A 16,583-nucleotide genomic window follows, 5' to 3' on the forward strand; every position below is an offset into this window, starting at 1 on the left:
TGCGGGGTCAGGGCTGGGTGATGAGTTCGACCGGGGTCTGGATGACGTTGTCGGCATCCACGTCCGGTTTTTCCCCCTTGAGCACTTTCAACGCCGCCAGGATGCCGAACACCGCCTGCTGGCTGGCAGCCTGGTCGAGGGTGGCGAGCACGCGGCCGTCCTTGAGCATCGGCTTGATGGCATTGATGTTGTCGTAGCCGACCACTTGCACCTGGCCAGCCTTGCCGGCGGCGCGCACGGCAGACACCGCGCCCAGGGCCATGCTGTCGTTGCCGGCGAGCAACGCCTTGAGGTCGGGGTATTCGTTGAGCATGGCCGCAGCCACGGCGTTGCCCTTGTCGATCTCCCAGTTGCCGGACTGCACCGAGACGATGTTCATCTGCGCAGCGTCCATGGCGTCCTTGAAGCCGGCGGTGCGCTGCTGGGCGTTGGTGGTGGTCGGCACGCCTTCGATGATGCCGACTTGGTCACCGGCCTTGAGCTTTTCCTTGGCCAGGTAGTCGCCCACCAGGCGCGCACCCTTGCGGTTGTCGGGGCCGACGAAGGGCACGCTGATGCCCTTGCTCTTGAGCAGTTCGGGGTCGAGGCGGTTGTCGATGTTGATCACCACCACGCCCTGGTCCATGGCCTTCTTCACCGCCGAGACCAGCGCCTTGGAGTCGGCCGGGGCGATCACCAGGGCCTTGGCGCCGGCGTTGACCATCTGCTCGACGATACGGATCTGCTCGCCGGTGTCGGTTTCGTTCTTGATGCCGTTGGCGACCAGGTCGAAGTCTTCGGGGTGGGCTTTCTGGTAGTCCTTGGCGCCGTCTTCCATGGTGCGGAAGAACTCGTTGGCGAGCGACTTCATCACCAGGGCGACTTTGGGTTTTTCTTCAGCGTGGGCAGCGGTGAAGGGTGCGCAGAGGGACAGCGTCGAGGCGACGGCAAGCGCGAGCAGACGACCGTGGAACGGCAGTATCATGGAAAGGACCCCGAATGTTGTGTTTTTTATCGGATCGCAAACGTTTGCGTTAACCCACTATGGAAACAGGCCGGGCGTTTGTCAAATTCGTTTCGCTGGCAGTTCGGGGCTGCTGGGTTGGAGGGTATCTGGATTTGCACGAAAGTCGAGATGTTTTGCGTGGCAACTGATACCGCGTACACGGAACCAATCTTCGCTGGACGGTCTTATACGGTTTTCGCCTGACTTGCTGTTGCGAAAAAGCCTACAGTGAAATACTGTATGTGCATACAGCAAAATAAGGAACACCCTGTGGCCAACACCGCCTCCGCAACCCCGAGCAGCTATGAACAACTGGGTGTACGCATCCAGAAGATCATCAACAGCCCCATCGCCCAGCGCAGCCGCGCCGCACTGATCTTCCGCCTGGAACATGAGTCGCCCGATGACTGGGAGACCCTGCTCGAGGAAATCGCCGAGAACGACAACGTCACCCTCGCCCACCGCGACGATGGCGGTGTGCAGATTTTCTGGACCGTGCCCAAGGAAGATTGACCCTGCATGAGAGTTTCGCTTTTCGCTGCAACCTGCCTGCTGTTGACCACCACCCTCGCCCACGCCGATGCACCGCGCACCTTCCAGGAGGCCAAGAAGGTCGCCTGGAAGCTGTACGCACCGCAATCTACCGAGTTCTATTGCGGCTGCAAGTACAACGGCAACAAGGTCGACCTGGCTTCATGCGGCTATACGCCACGCAAGAACGCCCAGCGCGCCTCGCGCATCGAGTGGGAACACATCATGCCGGCCTGGCAGTTCGGCCACCAGCGCCAGTGCTGGCAGAACGGCGGGCGCAAGAACTGCTCGCGCCATGATGACGTGTACAAGCGTGCCGAGGCCGACCTGCACAACCTGGTGCCGAGCATCGGCGAGGTCAATGGCGATCGCAGCAACTACAGCTTCGGCTGGTTGCCCGAGCAGCACGGCCAGTACGGCAGCTGCCTGACCCAGGTCGACTTCAAGGCCAAGCGGGTGATGCCGCGCCCTTCCATTCGCGGGATGATCGCGCGCACCTACTTCTACATGAGCAAGCAGTACGGCCTGCGCCTGTCCAAGCAGGACCGCCAGCTGTTCGAGGCATGGAACAAGACCTACCCGCCGCAGCCGTGGGAGCTGCAGCGCAACCAGCAGGTGGCCTGTGTGATGGGGCGCGGCAACGACTTCGTCGGGCCGGTGAACCTCAATGCCTGTGGCAAGAGTCAGGCCAGCGCTTCGAGGTAGGCGCGGGCTTCATGGTAGCGGGCTAGGCGCGCCAGGTCGGCGGGGCCTGGCGTGGCGATACGGCTGAGGTCGCTGTTGTCGGCCAGGTCCGCCAGCTTGACGGTTCGCGCCAGTGGGTCGCCACCGAGGCGGGCGACGAAGTCGGGGTAGCTTTCGCCTTCGCGCCGGCTCAGGGCCAGCAAGGCGGCGAGGATCTTCAGCGCGAAGCCCTCGCGGGCCAGGTCGGACAGGGTCAGCGGCGTGTCTTCGATCACGTCGTGCAACACCGCGACGATCCGCTGCTCCGGCGTATCCACCCGCAACATCACCCGCAGCGGGTGCAGGATGTAGGCCGCCCCGCCCTTGTCGTACTGCCCTTCATGCGCTCTGGCGGCTACGGCAATGGCCCGTTCCAGCGTCGACATAAAGGCCCTCCCCGTTCAACCTCTCCTGAGGCAAGCATAGCCGGGTCGGGCGGCGAATGACTAGCGCTGCGCGCCGTGCTGGATGACGATGGAGTCGGTGCCGAGCTTGGCCATGACCTCGGCCTTGCGTGCCTGGGCTTCCTCGCGGGTGGGGAATGGCCCCATCAGCACCACCGGCTTGCCGTCGCGGTACTCCACCGACGACGGGATACCCTTTTCGATCAGACGCGCGGTCATGTCGCTCAACGCGCCCATGTTCGCCCCCTGGATCACCTCCACGTCCCAGCCTTGCGGTGCCGGCTGGTCGGCCAGGGCATCGGCGCGACGCTGCAGGTCGGCACCACCGCAATATTCACGGATGCGCAGGTTGTCGCCATTGTCGTCGACGATGATCTGGTACTGGCCGCCCTCGCCCTTGATCGCCACGTAGCTGCGGTAGGCCTCGTACTGGCCGGCGTCGTCCTTGCCACGGACCTGGCCGCAGATGGTGCCCTTGGTGTCGATGCGTACGTTGCCGAACTTGGCGGTCTTGGGGTTGTGCAAGTGCTCGGCGACCTGCTTGTGCACGCCTTCGACTTCGTTGTCACAGCCCGCCAGGGCCAGCACTGCCATTACCACTGCCAGTTTACGCACGTGTGTACCTCCAGATTCGAAGGGGCGGATTCTAGCATGCTGGCCCTGGCGCCGGACCGCGACCATCCGTTACAGGCTGCTACATGCCTTGGCCGGCACGCGGGGCGGCTGTACGGGCACCTCATCGAGGGTACGGTAGACCCGCGCGGTGTCCTCTTCGAAGTGCCGCAACTCAGCTTCTCGCCGTGCCTGCGACCAACCCAGGGCCTGTGCGGCAATGTGCGACAACGCCTCGGCGCGTCCCCGCCCCAGGTCCGGATCGAGCCCATCCGGCAAGCGCCGGCGAACCAGGTCGACCAGTCGCACCACGTGCTCTTCGCCGATCACCCTGGCCAGGTCGGCATCGGCCACCGCCGGCTTCGCGATCAGGCCCTTGGGCGCCTTGCCGCGCTTGCCCAGGCGCTGCTCCACGCCCTTGGCGATCAGCCGCGCGGCATGTCGGTGGAGCATGATGGTCGAGCCGGTCAGGGTCAGCAGGTTGGGCCGCTGCGGCGCCTCGCTCAGGCGCACCGGCATCCAGGTCTCGCGGCCGTCGAGGGTCGAGGTCGGGCGCACGCCGCACCAGCAGTGGCGCACATCGGCGCGGGACAGGCGCAGGGCCGGGAACAGCTGGTTGGCTTCGGCGAGGATGTAGTCGATCTCGCTGTCGAGCACACGGACGTTGTCCGGGTCGTCGCGAAACACGGTTTCGGTCGGGCCGATGAAGTGGTAGTCGCGCCAGGGGAACACGTAGTACGGCTCGTGCTCGCTGGAGAATGCCTCCAGGCCCTGGCCGCGATAGCTGTCGGGCAGCTTGACCATCACGTTCACGCCCTTGATGCCGAGCACGCGGGTGTCGCACTCGCCTCCGGCACCGGGCACCCGATCGACCCAGGGGCCGGCGGCGTTGATCACCACCCTGGCCTGCACGGTGGCATGGCCGGACGCCTCCGGAGCACGCTCCTCAAAGGAAACCTGCCACAGTTCGCCCTGCCGCTGCAGGCCGGTCACCGCCGTGTAGGTGCGCAGGGTGGCGCCACGGGCCTGGGCGTCGAGGGCAGTGTCGACGCAGATGCGCTCGGCCCAGGCATACATGTACTCGTCGAACATGCCCACGCTGCGCAAGGGGCCGCCGAGCCCCTGGGCCAAGGCACTGGTGCTGGCGGCTGCAGCCGGTGATACCCGGCGGTAGGCCAGCGGCACCTTCCAGCCACCCAGTGCCTCGACCAGGCGAAAGCCGATGTCCACCAGCCACGGCGGATAACGGTCGCCCTGGCGGAACGGATAGAAGAAACGGTGCCGGGTCAGGTGGCCGGGCATTTCCTCCACCAACTCGGCCCGGCATTGCATGACCTCGCGGGTGTAGCGCAGGCGCCGGAGCATGTCCAACGGGCGAAACGGCATCTGCCACAACGGATAACGTGCGGCCAGGTAGCCGAGGCCGGAATAGAGCATGCGGCTGGAGCGTGACGAGGTGCCGGCGGCGATGTCGCCACGGTCCACCAGCAGGGTGCGGAAGTTGCGCGCAGCCAGTTGGCGGGCGGCGGCACAGCCGAGGGCGCCGGCACCGATCACCACCACGTCGTAATGCTGGCCGTCGAGGCTGGCCAGTTCAGGGCGTTTCATGTGGACACATCCGTTGCAAGTAGTGAGGGGCACGCGCCGCTGACGCAGTTGCCAGCGGCGCGTGTTACCAGGCGTCAGGCGATCTGGAAGCCGTGGGCCAGCGGGTCGCGGTCATCGACCAGGATGGTGTTGTAGCCATACACCCGCGCCCAGCCGGCCACGCTCGGGCGCACCGCCGCATAGTCACCGACCTGCGTGGCCCGCTCGGCGCGGCAATTGAAGGTGGTGCCGGTGACGCTTTCGTGGACGAAGGTCTCGCCAATGGCCAGGCGGCCACGGGCGACGAGCTGGGCGACGCGGGCCGATGAGCCGGTGCCACACGGCGAGCGGTCGATGGCCTTATCGCCATAGAACACCGCGTTGCGCGCCGAGGCCCCCGGGGCCTTGGGCTTGTCGCACCACATCACGTGCTTGACCCCACGGATGCGCTCGTCTTCCGGGTGCACCGGGTCGAGCTTTTTCTGCGCCGCCGTGCGCACCAGCTGGCTCATGCGCACCAGGTCGTCGGCCTTGAGGCCATCGAGGCCGGCGTAGTTCGCCTGGGGCTCGACGATGATGTAGTAGTTGCCGCCGTAGGACAGGTCGACTGTCAGCTGTCCTATACCCGGCACATCGAGGCTGATGTCCTGGGCATGCAGGTAGCTATTGACGTTGAACAGGCGCACTTCCTCGACGAAATTGCCGTTTTGCTTGTACTCGATATCGACCCGTCCGGCTGGCGTTTCCAGGGCCAGCCGGCCTGGCTCCCTGGGTACCACCAAGCCTTCCTCGATGGCCACCGTCACCGTGCCGATGGTGCCCGCGCCGCACATCGGCAAGCAGCCGCTGACCTCGATGAACAGCACGCCCACATCGCAGTCGTCACGGGACGAGGGGTACAGGATCGAGCCAGACATCGCATCGTGGCCACGCGGCTCGAACATCAGCGCGTGGCGTACCCAGTCGTGTTTTTCGAGGAACTCGATGCGTTTTTCCGCCATGGAGACATTGCCCAGCAGCGGGCCGCCACCGGCCACCACCCGAACCGGGTTGGCACAGGCGTGAGAGTCGATGCAAAAGAAAGTATGACGCGCCATTTTATATTTCCCTTGTTGTCGATTTACGGGTGAGCGATGCCCTGCGCCGAAAGTTGGTATCGGCACAAGTAATCAGGTGAACATGAAACTTACAACGAAGTTATAACGCGGCTTTATTTGATCAACCGAGGCTCGCCAACATCGGCGCCACTTTCGGCCAGGCCATTGTTCTTGAGTATCTCGGCAATCTTGCCTTCGGCATGCAACTTCTTGATCTCGCCGTCCAATGCCGCGCCCAGTTCGGCTTTCTTCTTGTTGTACAGCAAGGCGATCTGCGCTGGTTCCACGGTGACCGGCACCTTCGGGTCGGGCTTGGCGATCTCGATCCTGATGTCCTTGTACGCGCCCTGGCTCTGGGCATAGACGCCGGTGCCGTAGCTGTCGATCGCTACATCCAGGCGCCCGGTGCCCAGGTCCTGGGCCATGGCCACGGGGTTGGGATAGAGCACCACCGGGGTTTCCAGCGAACCCTGGACCTGCCCGGCGTACAGGAAGCCGGACACCGCCCCTACCCGCTTGCCGGCCAGGTCGCTGACCTGGGTGGCGCCGTCACGCGAGTAGTAGGCCATCTGGTCGACGTACAGCGGCCAGGTCATGCCCAGTACCTTGGCGCGCTCGGCAGTGCGAAACCAGTCACCGATGCCCAGGTCGACCTTGTTCGACAACACGTTCTGGATCACCGCCGAAGGGTCGACGATCACCGGTGCCACGGTCAGGCAATTGCGTCGGGCGATTTCCCGCACCACCTCGGTGTCGATGCCGCTGATGTCGTCGGCACCGCCGACCTTGGTGAAGGGCGGGTAGTTGTACACGGCCACGGTGATGATGCCGGGCTTGAGGGTGGTGAAAGCCGGGTTGGGCGTGCAGTTCTCGGCGGCCAGGACACTGCTGGCGCAGAGGCCTGCGGCGCTGAACAGGGCGATACGCAATGGGCTGAAGATAGGCATGGGTCACTCCTACTTGTCGTTGTCAGATATGGCGACTCAGGCGCCGCTCCAGCTGCCCGACCACCACGGTGGCCGGGATGCAGATCACGGCGAACAGCAATGCAACCAGGGTGAAGATCGGCATGTACTGGAAGGTGTTGGAGCCGATCAGTTGCGCCTTGCTCATCAGTTCCGGCAGCGCGACCACGAAGGCCAGCGACGAGGCTTGCAGCATCAGGATCGAGAAGCCCAGCAGCGCCGGGATGGCGATCGGCAGCCCCTGCGGCAGGAGGATCAGCCGCAGGGTGTCGAGGCGGTTCAGGCGCAGGGCCTGGGCCGCCTCGCGCTGCCCTTGCGGCACCGCCTCGAGGCCAGCACGGAGGATCTCGCTGGTGTAGGCCGCCGTGCACCAGGTGAAGGCCAGGGTCACCGACATGAACGCGCCGAGGGTCATGCCGGCACTGGGCAGGCCGAAGTACACGAACTGCAACAGCACCAGCACCGAGGCGCCACGGCCGATCTCGACCAGCGCCAGCAGCGGCGTGCGCAACAGCCAGTGCCGGGCACGCAGCCCCAGGGCCAGCAACAGCCCCGCCGGAATGCCGAGCACCAACGCGGCCGCGGTGACTTGCAGCGACAGCGCGAAACCGTCGAACAAGGACGGCAGGATCTCCCGCCAGAAGCTCAGGATCTCGTTCATCGTGCCACCCTCAGGCGCATGCGTTGGTCGGCCCAGCGGCTGGCCCAAGCCACCGGGATGCTCAGGGCGATGTACAACAGGCCGGCGAAGGCGAAGGTCTCGAGCCCGCGGAAGCTGGTCTGCGAGACGTGGGTAGCCTGGAAGGCGATCTCGCTGACGCCGATGGTCGAGGCGATGGCGGTGTCCTTGAGCAGGCCGATGGCGTAGGTGGCGATCGATGGCAGCGACACCCGCAACAGCTGCGGGGCGATGACATCGAGCAGGCGGTAGCGCGCCGGCATGCTCAGGGCCCGCGCCGCCTCCCATTGGCCGCGATGCACCGCCGCCAGCGAGCCACGGAAGATCTCCGCCATGTTCGCCGCCGTGATCAGCCCCAGGCCCAGGGCGGCTGCCTGGAAGGGGCTGACCTCGAACCACCCGGTGCCGATGCCGAAGAAGATCAGGAACAGCCAGACGATGGGCGGCACCGCCCGCAGCACCAGGATCAGGCATGCGGCGAGCAGGTCGAGCGCCTTGATGCCACAGCTGCGCATGGCGCAGAGCCCGGCGCCGAGCAGCACGCCGATGGCCAGGGCGGTGACGGTCAGGGCCAGGGTCCACTGGATGCCGCCGAGGATGGTGTAGAGCATCTCGGCGTTCATCGGTTCATCACCGCGCTGAGGAAGCGCTGGGCCCGCTCGGTTTGCGGATGGCGCATCACCTGGGCGCTCTTGCCTTCTTCGATGATGTGCCCGTCGGCCATGATCAGCACGCGGTCCGAGACGCTCTCGGCGAAATGCATCTCGTGGGTCACGACGATCATGGTCATGCCCTGCCCGGCCAGCTCCTGCATGACGTTGAGCACCTCCAGGCCCAGCTCCGGATCCAGTGCCGAGGTCGGCTCGTCGAACAGCATCAGGCTCGGTTCCAGTGCCAGGGCGCGGGCGATGGCGATGCGCTGCTGCTGGCCACCGGAGCAGCGCGACGGGTACTGGTCGGCCTTGCTCAACAGGCCGACGCGGTCGAGCAGTTGTCGAGAGACTTCGTCGGCCTGCTTGCGGCTACGCTTGAGCACTCGCTCCTGGGCGATGCTGACGTTGCGCAGCACGGTCAGGTGCGGGAACAGGTTGAACGACTGGAACACCATGCCCACCGGGTGGCGCAGGGCCAAGGTCTGCTTGCTGGTGATCGGTTGGCTGGCGTCGACGGTGGTATCGCCGACGCGCAGGATGCCGCGGCTGGGTGGGTCGAGCAGGTTCAGGCAACGCAGCAAGGTGCTCTTGCCCGAGCCGCTGGGACCGATGATGGCGATAACCTCGCCGGCATGCACGCTCAAGTTGATGTCGTTGAGAATGGTGGTGTTGCCATAGTCTTTACCCAGGCCCTGGATATCGACCAGCACTTTCTGGCGTTGCGGCACAGGGTGACCGTCGGTGACGACACTTCTTAATAGTTGCGGCATCTTCTACACCTTTGTTTATTGTTGGAGGCAGGTGTTCAGCGGTTATCGAAACTTTTATTGTGTGTGGCTACGACGCACTTTCATTCGGGCAATGGCCTCCCGCAATCCAATTGCCAGGCAATTAGAAGGGCACAGGTTCAGAACAATCAAAGTTAAGGGTAATACAGCGGATCAATTGCAATCCGTGAAAACACTGTAGTGACAATTTCAACAGCGCGATTGTACGATACCGTCAAAAAGCGGTACGAAAAACCACCTCTGCGAGGCTGAGCCATGCGCGCCGACTATTCGTTCCTCGAGCCCCTCAAGCCGCCACCGGATGCCGTCTCGCCACTGCGCATCGGCATCGTGCCGAGCCCGGACTTCACCCTGATGTCGCTGGGCTGCTTCATCGATTTCCTGCGCCTGTCGGCCGATGAGCGCGATTTCAGCCGACCAATCTATTGCGCCTGGGACGTGCTGTCCCACGACGACCAACCGATCATCTCCAGTTCCGGCGTGCCGTTGCTGCCCACCCGGCAGTTCGGCGACCCACGCGACTACGACTACATCGTCGTGCACGGCGGCGTATTGCAAAGCCGCCTGGCCTTCCCCGAGGCGATGTACCATTTCATTCGTGCTGCCGCGAAGGCCCGCGTGCCCTTGGTCGGGCTGTGCACCGGCACGTTCATCCTCGCCGAACTGGGCCTGCTACAGGGCCGTCACTGCGCGGTGCAGTTCGCCATGGAGGCGGCGATGAAGCGCGTGCACCCAGAAGTGATCACCGTGACCGACGTGCCCATCGTCACCGACGGCGAGTTCATCACCTGCCCCGGCGGCCTGGCCTCGATCAACCTGGCCATGCACCTGGTGGCCGAGCACTGCGGCAAGTCGCGCGCCGACAAGACCTTGCACTACATCCTGTCCGACCGCGGTTTCGATGAGATGCAGGCCATGCGCGAGGACCCGGCCACGGCTTTGCGGTTGCTGGATTCACGGGTGGCTAACGCAGTCGGGCTGATGCGCGAGCGGTTGATCGAAACCAGCACCATTGCCGTGATCGCCCAGCGGGTCGGTACCACGGAGCGCGAGTTGATCCGTTTGTTCAAGAAGCACCTGGGCACCACGCCGGCCAGCTATTGGCGGCACCTGCGGCTGAAGGCGGCGCACTGGATGGTGCTCAACAGCAGCCGCTCGATCACCCAGATCGCCTATGAGTGCGGGTTCACCGACAGCTCGCACATGATCTACTGGTTCAAGCGCGAGTTTGGTGTGACGCCGGCGAAGCTGCGCAATGTGCATATTCAGATCGGGGCGTTGTGATGCCTGTGGCGGCCCTTTCGCGGGTAAACCCGCTCCTACAAGAGTCTCGCCCCCCTGTAGGAGCGGGTTTACCCGCGAATAGGCCAGCCCAGGCAACAAAATGTCCGAAACATAAACGCAAAAAGGGCGATCCTCGCGGATCGCCCTTTTCGTCGTATTTGGTAGGCACAATTGGACTCGAACCAACGACCCCCACCATGTCAAGGTGGTGCTCTAACCAACTGAGCTATGTGCCTGTCGTGTGGTGCGCATATTAGTGACCGAACGGCACCCTGTAAAGCTTTTTTTTCAAAAAAATCAAAAACTTTCAGCCGCCCAAAGCAAAAAGGGCGACCCTTGCGGATCGCCCCTTTCGTCGAATTTGGTAGGCACAATTGGACTCGAACCAACGACCCCCACCATGTCAAGGTGGTGCTCTAACCAACTGAGCTATGTGCCTTCGATGTGGGCGCATTCTACGCGTTCCAAAACCGGTGTCAACCCTTTTTTTCACGCTAAGCTACTGAATCTTAAAACCTTTATAGAGAAGGCCTGCTCCACCCCCAGTAAAGGATTTTCAACGGACGACTAGCGGGTGTTTATTATTATTGATAGCATCGGTACATTCGTTAAAAATATAAAACACGAGGTTACTCGAGCATGTCCAATACCCCCTACCCACAGTCCTACTACGCCGCCTCGGCAAACCCGGTGCCGCCACGTCCGGCGCTGCAGGGTGAGGTGGAGACCGATGTGTGCATCATCGGCGCCGGCTACACCGGCCTGTCCAGCGCGCTGTTCCTGCTGGAAAACGGCTTCAAGGTGAGCATCGTCGAAGCCGCCAAGGTCGGTTTCGGCGCCTCGGGCCGCAACGGCGGCCAGATCGTCAACAGCTACAGCCGCGACATCGACGTGATCGAGCGTACCGTCGGCCCTAAAGAAGCACAGCTGCTGGGCAAGATGGCCTTCGAAGGCGGCCGCATCATTCGTGAGCGCGTGGCCAAGTACAACATCCAGTGCGACCTGAAGGACGGCGGCGTGTTCGCGGCCCTGACCAGCAAGCAGATGGGCCATCTGGAATCACAGAAACGCCTGTGGGAACGCTTCGGCCACACCCAGCTGGAGCTGATGGACCAGAAGCGCATCCGTGAAGTGGTGGCCTGCGACAGCTATGTCGGCGGCATGCTGGACATGAGCGGCGGCCACATCCACCCGCTGAACCTGGCCCTGGGCGAAGCCGCTGCGGTCGAGTCGCTGGGTGGCATCATCTATGAGCAGACCCCGGCCGTGCGCATCGAGCGTGGCGCCAACCCGGTGGTGCATACCCCGCAGGGCAAGGTGAAGGCCAAGTTCATCATCGTCGCCGGCAACGCCTACCTGGGCAACCTGGTACCAGAGCTGGCCGCCAAGTCGATGCCTTGCGGCACCCAGGTGATCACTACCGAGCCGCTGGGCGAGGACCTGGCGCGTACCCTGCTGCCGCAGGACTACTGCGTCGAGGACTGCAACTACCTGCTCGACTACTACCGCCTGACCGGCGACAAGCGCCTGATCTTCGGGGGTGGCGTGGTCTACGGCGCGCGCGACCCGGCCAACATCGAGGCGATCATCCGTCCGAAGATGCTCAAGGCCTTCCCGCAGCTCAAAGATGTGAAGATCGACTTCGCCTGGACCGGCAACTTCCTGCTGACCCTGTCGCGCCTGCCGCAGGTAGGGCGTATCGGCGACAACATCTACTACTCCCAGGGCTGCTCGGGCCATGGCGTGACCTATACCCACCTGGCAGGCAAGGTGCTGGCCGAGGCCCTGCGCGGCCAGGCCGAGCGCTTCGACGCGTTCGCCGGGCTGCCGCACTACCCGTTCCCGGGTGGGCAGATGTTCCGCGTGCCGTTCAGCGCGATCGGTGCCTGGTATTACAGCCTGCGGGACCGTCTGGGTTTCTGATCGACACCCTGGTATGGCTGCAAACAACTGGGGCCGCTGCGCGGCCCCCGCGGGATGGCCGTGATTACTTGTCGAGGCTGCTGACGGCCTGCTTCGCGGCAATCTCCTGCCCCGAGCGGGCAAGCTCGTCGGCAGCCTGCAGCCAGCGCTGGCGGTCCACCTGGGCCGGCAGCTGGCGCGGCGGCTGGATCAGCACCGCCCAACTGCCCTCCTCCTTCCAGGCCGATTCGAACTCGTCGAACGCCATCATCTGCCGCCGATGCATGCCCGAACGCAGCAGCACCCGGCCCTTGTAACGGTCGAAGCCGATCAGCACCGCGTACCGCGGCTCGCTCCACCACGCCGAACCTTCCTCATAGCGCAGCAGCACCGGGTTGCCGGCGGCCACCTGGACCAGCAAGGCCTCCAGGTGTTTGTCCAGCGGGTACACCACCATGCCGTATTCACGCGCCACACGCGGGATGCCGGCATCCAGCTTTTCGGCGTCCTGTGGCAGGCCCAGTGGCTTGTCGAGCAGGCCCGGGGTAATCGGTGCGCCCTGCTGCGACAGCACCGCGGCCAGGGCCATGGCGCCGCTGTGGTTGGCGTTGCCCCGGTAGAACGGCACGCTGCTGATCTCGACCTTCTGCGCCACGCCCTTGGCCGGTGCCGGGGGCTTGCCGGCGCAACCGGCCAGGGTAGCGGCCAACAGGCAGGCCGCCAGGGTCTTGAAGACATGTTGCTGCATGGATACTCGCTTCGCTCCTTCGCCAGGCATCCGGCCCGGCCCACGGCCCGATCATACGGCTGGATGCCTGCGCGGGTATAGTGCGCTGGCCGCTAGGAACCAAATGGCCCAAGCAATAGACCTTCGGTCAATGGAACGTCACAGGGGGCGAGCTAAACTTCTGGTGTGTCCGGATGGCCGCCTTGCACGGGCCGGGATAAGGAGGCACACATGAGCCTGACAATGGCAATCCTCATGCTGGTCGGCATGTGGCTGAGCGTCGCGGCCGCCATGCTCTGGGGCGTGCTGCGCATCGTACGGCGCCACTCGCAGCAGCATCACATGCCCCTGAAGCCTGCGGTCAAGCCGCAACCGGTACGCCGCGCGCGGCGTCATGCCGGGGCGCATTGAAACGCTGATTCCGTTAAAGCAGGAAGGGGCGCATGGCGCCCCCTTCCTCGTCGAGCTCCCTCAACCTTCAGCCGCTTCGCGCTTGAGCCGCGCCCGACGAGCCATGATGTTGAGGATCTCGATCAGCGTCGAGAAGGCCATCGCCGCATACACATAGCCTTTCGGTACATGGGCACCGAAACCTTCGGCGATCAGCGTCATGCCGATCATGATCAGGAAGCCCAAGGCCAGCATCACCACGGTCGGGTTCTTGTTGATGAAGTCGGCCAGCGGGTCGGCCGCCACCATCATCACCACCACGGCACTGATCACGGCGATGATCATGATCGGCAGATGCTCGGTCATGCCCACGGCGGTGATGATGCTGTCGACCGAGAAGACGATATCCAGCAGCAGGATCTGGAAGATCGCCGCGGCAAAGCCCAGGGTCACCGTGGACGAGACCTTGGCCTCTTCCTTGGCGCCATGCGGGTCGACGTTCTCGTGGATTTCCTTGGTCGCCTTCCACAGCAGGAACAGGCCACCGGCGATGAGGATCACGTCCTTCCACGAGAAGGCATGGCCGAACACGTCGAACACCGGGTCGGTGAGCTGGACGATCCAGGCCACGGTGCTGAGCAGCGCCAGGCGCATGACCAGGGCCATGCTGATACCCACGCGGCGCGCCTTGGAGCGGTATTGCTCCGGCAGCTTGTTGGTCAGAATGGAGATGAAGATCAGGTTGTCGATACCCAGCACGATTTCCATCGCCACCAGCGTGGCCAGGGCAACCCAGGCAGTGGGGCTAGCGGCGAGTTCCAGCAAATATTCCATTGATCAATCCTGCAATCGGTCTGGGTCAGATGCCCTGGGTACGGGGTTCGGTTTCAGCAGCCTTGGGTTTCTCGCCTTCATGGCCGATAGCGTCGCCCAAGGCCTGCTGGGCCGCTTCGTTGGTCTTGTCGATGGCTTGCTTGGCCGATTCGGCGGCCTGGTCGAGCATCTGCTGGGCGGATTTCTCGGCCTGGTCGCAGCCAGCCAGGCTCAGCAGGGCCAGGGCCAGCACCAGGGGGGTGCCGATGGATTTTAGATGGAGCATGGAGTCCTCGCTGATCGATAAACCGATGGCGCCCACCGGCGCCTGATGGGAGCCAATTCTAGAGATGCGAATACATCAGTAAAATTCGTATTTTCAACGGTTATACTTCGGTTTTTACGAATCGGGATGGGCCGATGCTCAATTATCGCCAGCTTCACTACTTCTGGGCCGTGGCCAAGACCGGCAGCATCGTGCGCGCCAGCGAACAGCTGAACCTCACCCCGCAGACCATCAGCGGCCAGATCAGCCTGTTCGAGCACACCCACGGCCTGGAACTGTTCCAGCGGGTCGGTCGCCAGCTCGAACTGACCGAGACCGGCCGCCAGGCCCTGGCCTACGCCGAGCAGATGTTCCAGCTCGGTGCCGAGCTGGAGACCCTGCTGCGCGCAGGGCCACAGGAGCAGATCCTGTTCCGCGTGGGTGTAGCCGACGTGGTGCCCAAGTCCATCGTCTACCGCCTGCTGGCGCCGACCATGGAGCTGGACAACGTGCTGCGCATCAACTGCCGGGAAGACAAGCTCGAGCGACTGCTGGCGGACCTGGCGATCCAGCGCCTGGACCTGGTGATTTCCGACAGCCCGATGCCCAGCCACCTGGACATCAAGGGCTACAGCCAGAAGCTCGGCGAATGCGGTCTGAGCTTCTTCGCAACGCCAACCCTGGCCCGCTGCCACGCCGGGCCCTTCCCCGCCTGCCTGCAGGATGCCCCGCTGCTGATCCCCGGCCAGGAGACCGTGGTCCGCAGCCGCCTGTTGCGCTGGCTGGGCGAGCAACAGGTGCAACCGCGCATCATCGGCGAGTTCGACGACAGTGCGCTGATGCAGGCCTTCGGCCAATCGGGCAGTGGCATCTTCGTGGCACCCAGCGTCATCGCCGAAGAAATCTGCCGCCAGTACGGGGTCGAGCTGATCGGGCAGACCGACGCGGTGCAGGAGTCGTTCTACGCCATCTCGGTGGAGCGCAAGGTCAAGCACCCGGGCATCGTGGCGATTACCGAAGGGGCAAGACGCGAGCTGTTCCATTGGTGATCGACCAGGTGGCTATAGCAAGGTCGCCCCCTTTTCCGTAATCGAGCTAGCGCGCGCGGCGGCCTTGTGCCGCGAAGGCCCACAACGCGGTCCCGATTGCCTTGAGCCACGGTATTTCCTACGCTAGTGGCCTTTTCCTAGCAAAGAGACAGGGCCATGTCAGACCAAGAAACCGCAGGTGAAGGCCGCTTCAACAGCATCGAGGTGCGCATCCTCGGCTCGCTGATCGAGAAGCAGGCCACCAGCCCGGAAAGCTACCCCCTGACCCTCAACGCCCTGGTCCTGGCCTGCAACCAGAAGACCAGCCGCGAGCCGGTCATGAACCTGACCCAGGGCCAGGTCGGCCAGGCCCTGCGTGCACTCGAAGGGCAGGAGATGACCCGCCTACAGATGGGCAGCCGTGCCGACCGCTGGGAACATCGGGTGGACAAGGCCCTGGAGCTGGTGCCGGCGCAACTGGTGCTGATGGGCTTGATGTTCCTGCGCGGGCCGCAGACCCTCAGCGAACTGCTCAGCCGCAGCAACCGCCTGCACGCCTTCGACGACACCGAGCAGGTCCAGCACCAGCTCGAGCGCCTGGCCTCGCGCGGCCTGGCCCTGCACCTGCCGCGCCAGGCCGGGCAACGCGAAGACCGCTACACCCACGCCCTCGGCGACCCGGCAGAGATCGAGGCGATCCTTGCCGCACGCCAGCAGGAAGGTGGCGCCCGCAGCGGCGCGGGCAATGTGTCGGAAGAGCGGATCGAAGCCCTCGAGGCTCGGATCGCGGCGCTGGAGGCGCGCCTGGCCGAGCTCGAAGGCTGAGCCAGCTAGGGCTCCGGATCAGGGAAATTGCGGCAGCTCTTGCGTTCGGCCAGCTCCCGGTCGCTGGGGCGCTGGTCGACGAACACGGTACGGCCGTCGGCGTAGATCTCCAGGTAGCCCCAGTGCAGGTCCTGCTCCTGCTGCCCGGGTTTGGGTGGCACTAGCCACCAGGGTTCGCGGCTGATCAGGGTCATGAGGTCGGGTTCCTGAGGGTGTCTGCGGTAAGCATAGACAGCCTCGGGTTCTGCTTTGTTTGTACTGACCTCTTCGCGGGGGGGGGCCCCCCCCCCCCCGGGGGTGGGGGGGGGGGGGGGCGGGCGCGCGG

20 protein-coding genes and 2 tRNA genes are annotated in these 16,583 nt (G+C 64.2%); 7 read left to right on the top strand and 15 right to left on the bottom strand.

Going from position 1 to position 16,583, the window contains the following annotated elements; all coding sequences use genetic code 11:
* Window positions 1–7: 7 nt before the first annotated feature.
* Complete coding sequence (locus IAE37_RS11705) at window positions 8–964, bottom strand: sugar ABC transporter substrate-binding protein (RefSeq protein WP_201173632.1); 957 nt, start codon at window positions 962–964, stop codon at window positions 8–10.
* A 291-nt stretch (window positions 965–1,255) separates the two neighbouring features.
* Between IAE37_RS11705 and IAE37_RS11710 the strand changes: the two genes are divergently transcribed.
* Together IAE37_RS11710 and IAE37_RS11715 are read left to right on the top strand one after the other, a co-directional pair.
* Complete coding sequence (locus IAE37_RS11710) at window positions 1,256–1,498, top strand: DUF1654 domain-containing protein (RefSeq protein ID WP_201173635.1); 243 nt, start codon at window positions 1,256–1,258, stop codon at window positions 1,496–1,498.
* A gap of 6 nt (window positions 1,499–1,504) precedes the next feature.
* On the top strand, window positions 1,505–2,221 hold the full coding sequence (locus tag IAE37_RS11715) for an endonuclease (protein ID WP_201173637.1): 717 nt from the start codon (window positions 1,505–1,507) through the stop codon (window positions 2,219–2,221).
* On the opposite strand, the gene IAE37_RS11720 is transcribed toward IAE37_RS11715, so the two are convergent.
* The 8 genes from IAE37_RS11720 to IAE37_RS11755 form a co-directional block, all read right to left on the bottom strand.
* The gene (locus IAE37_RS11720; protein ID WP_201173638.1) at window positions 2,200–2,625 is read right to left on the bottom strand and encodes a GTP pyrophosphokinase; all 426 of its coding nucleotides are present in this window, start codon (window positions 2,623–2,625) and stop codon (window positions 2,200–2,202) included. The two genes, IAE37_RS11715 and IAE37_RS11720, sit on opposite strands and share 22 nt — an antisense overlap.
* 60 nt (window positions 2,626–2,685) lie before the next feature.
* Entirely contained in the window at window positions 2,686–3,258 is a 573-nt protein-coding gene (locus IAE37_RS11725) for an SPOR domain-containing protein (protein WP_201173639.1), read from the bottom strand.
* 69 nt (window positions 3,259–3,327) lie between these two features.
* Window positions 3,328–4,863, bottom strand: a complete 1,536-nt coding sequence (locus IAE37_RS11730) for an FAD-dependent oxidoreductase (RefSeq protein WP_201173640.1) — start codon at window positions 4,861–4,863, stop codon at window positions 3,328–3,330.
* Between the two features lie 74 nt (window positions 4,864–4,937).
* On the bottom strand, window positions 4,938–5,939 hold the full coding sequence (locus IAE37_RS11735) for a 4-hydroxyproline epimerase (RefSeq protein ID WP_201173641.1): 1,002 nt from the start codon (window positions 5,937–5,939) through the stop codon (window positions 4,938–4,940).
* Window positions 5,940–6,052: 113 nt separating this feature from the next.
* Window positions 6,053–6,886 (bottom strand): substrate-binding periplasmic protein, encoded by an 834-nt coding sequence (locus IAE37_RS11740; protein ID WP_201173642.1) that lies wholly within the window; start codon window positions 6,884–6,886, stop codon window positions 6,053–6,055.
* A 22-nt stretch (window positions 6,887–6,908) separates the two neighbouring features.
* On the bottom strand, window positions 6,909–7,565 hold the full coding sequence (locus IAE37_RS11745) for an amino acid ABC transporter permease (RefSeq protein ID WP_201173646.1): 657 nt from the start codon (window positions 7,563–7,565) through the stop codon (window positions 6,909–6,911).
* Window positions 7,562–8,206, bottom strand: coding sequence for an amino acid ABC transporter permease (locus IAE37_RS11750; RefSeq protein ID WP_201173648.1), 645 nt, complete (start codon window positions 8,204–8,206; stop codon window positions 7,562–7,564). Before IAE37_RS11750 ends, IAE37_RS11745 begins: the two co-directional genes overlap by 4 nt.
* Window positions 8,203–9,006: an amino acid ABC transporter ATP-binding protein gene (locus IAE37_RS11755; RefSeq protein WP_328822721.1), complete on the bottom strand. Its 804-nt coding sequence runs from the start codon at window positions 9,004–9,006 to the stop codon at window positions 8,203–8,205. Before IAE37_RS11755 ends, IAE37_RS11750 begins: the two co-directional genes overlap by 4 nt.
* A 273-nt stretch (window positions 9,007–9,279) precedes the next feature.
* Between IAE37_RS11755 and IAE37_RS11760 the strand changes: the two genes are divergently transcribed.
* On the top strand, window positions 9,280–10,308 hold the full coding sequence (locus tag IAE37_RS11760; RefSeq protein ID WP_201173651.1) for a GlxA family transcriptional regulator: 1,029 nt from the start codon (window positions 9,280–9,282) through the stop codon (window positions 10,306–10,308).
* Window positions 10,309–10,467: 159 nt separating this feature from the next.
* On the opposite strand, the gene IAE37_RS11765 is transcribed toward IAE37_RS11760, so the two are convergent.
* Both IAE37_RS11765 and IAE37_RS11770 read right to left on the bottom strand, forming a co-directional pair.
* A tRNA-Val gene (locus IAE37_RS11765) sits at window positions 10,468–10,544 on the bottom strand.
* Between the two features lie 126 nt (window positions 10,545–10,670).
* Window positions 10,671–10,747 (bottom strand) — tRNA-Val (locus tag IAE37_RS11770).
* 200 nt (window positions 10,748–10,947) lie between these two features.
* Here IAE37_RS11770 and IAE37_RS11775 point away from each other — a divergent pair.
* Window positions 10,948–12,231 carry an NAD(P)/FAD-dependent oxidoreductase gene (locus IAE37_RS11775; RefSeq protein WP_201173653.1) on the top strand — a complete coding sequence of 428 codons (1,284 nt, stop codon included), beginning with the start codon at window positions 10,948–10,950 and terminating at the stop codon, window positions 12,229–12,231.
* Window positions 12,232–12,295: 64 nt separating this feature from the next.
* On the opposite strand, the gene IAE37_RS11780 is transcribed toward IAE37_RS11775, so the two are convergent.
* A complete protein-coding gene (locus tag IAE37_RS11780) occupies window positions 12,296–12,958 on the bottom strand; it encodes a peptidase C39 family protein (RefSeq protein ID WP_442967800.1) in 663 nt (220 codons plus the stop codon).
* A gap of 210 nt (window positions 12,959–13,168) precedes the next feature.
* Between IAE37_RS11780 and IAE37_RS11785 the strand changes: the two genes are divergently transcribed.
* Window positions 13,169–13,348 carry a hypothetical protein gene (locus IAE37_RS11785; protein WP_201173659.1) on the top strand — a complete coding sequence of 60 codons (180 nt, stop codon included), beginning with the start codon at window positions 13,169–13,171 and terminating at the stop codon, window positions 13,346–13,348.
* 60 nt (window positions 13,349–13,408) lie between these two features.
* Here the strand turns inward: IAE37_RS11785 and IAE37_RS11790 are convergent, their stop codons facing one another.
* Window positions 13,409–14,161 carry a TerC family protein gene (locus tag IAE37_RS11790; RefSeq protein ID WP_201173662.1) on the bottom strand — a complete coding sequence of 251 codons (753 nt, stop codon included), beginning with the start codon at window positions 14,159–14,161 and terminating at the stop codon, window positions 13,409–13,411.
* Between the two features lie 25 nt (window positions 14,162–14,186).
* On the bottom strand, window positions 14,187–14,426 hold the full coding sequence (locus IAE37_RS11795) for a hypothetical protein (protein WP_201173664.1): 240 nt from the start codon (window positions 14,424–14,426) through the stop codon (window positions 14,187–14,189).
* Between the two features lie 134 nt (window positions 14,427–14,560).
* On the opposite strand from IAE37_RS11795, the gene nhaR reads away from it, so the two are divergent.
* Both nhaR and IAE37_RS11805 read left to right on the top strand, forming a co-directional pair.
* Entirely contained in the window at window positions 14,561–15,454 is an 894-nt protein-coding gene (nhaR, locus tag IAE37_RS11800) for a transcriptional activator NhaR (protein WP_201173666.1), read from the top strand.
* A gap of 156 nt (window positions 15,455–15,610) precedes the next feature.
* A complete protein-coding gene (locus IAE37_RS11805) occupies window positions 15,611–16,258 on the top strand; it encodes a YceH family protein (RefSeq protein ID WP_201173672.1) in 648 nt (215 codons plus the stop codon).
* Window positions 16,259–16,263: 5 nt separating this feature from the next.
* Here the strand turns inward: IAE37_RS11805 and IAE37_RS11810 are convergent, their stop codons facing one another.
* On the bottom strand, window positions 16,264–16,452 hold the full coding sequence (locus IAE37_RS11810; RefSeq protein ID WP_013973178.1) for a hypothetical protein: 189 nt from the start codon (window positions 16,450–16,452) through the stop codon (window positions 16,264–16,266).
* Window positions 16,453–16,583: the final 131 nt, after the last annotated feature.

This window comes from Pseudomonas sp. S31 (assembly GCF_016648105.1).
Classification (GTDB): domain Bacteria; phylum Pseudomonadota; class Gammaproteobacteria; order Pseudomonadales; family Pseudomonadaceae; genus Aquipseudomonas.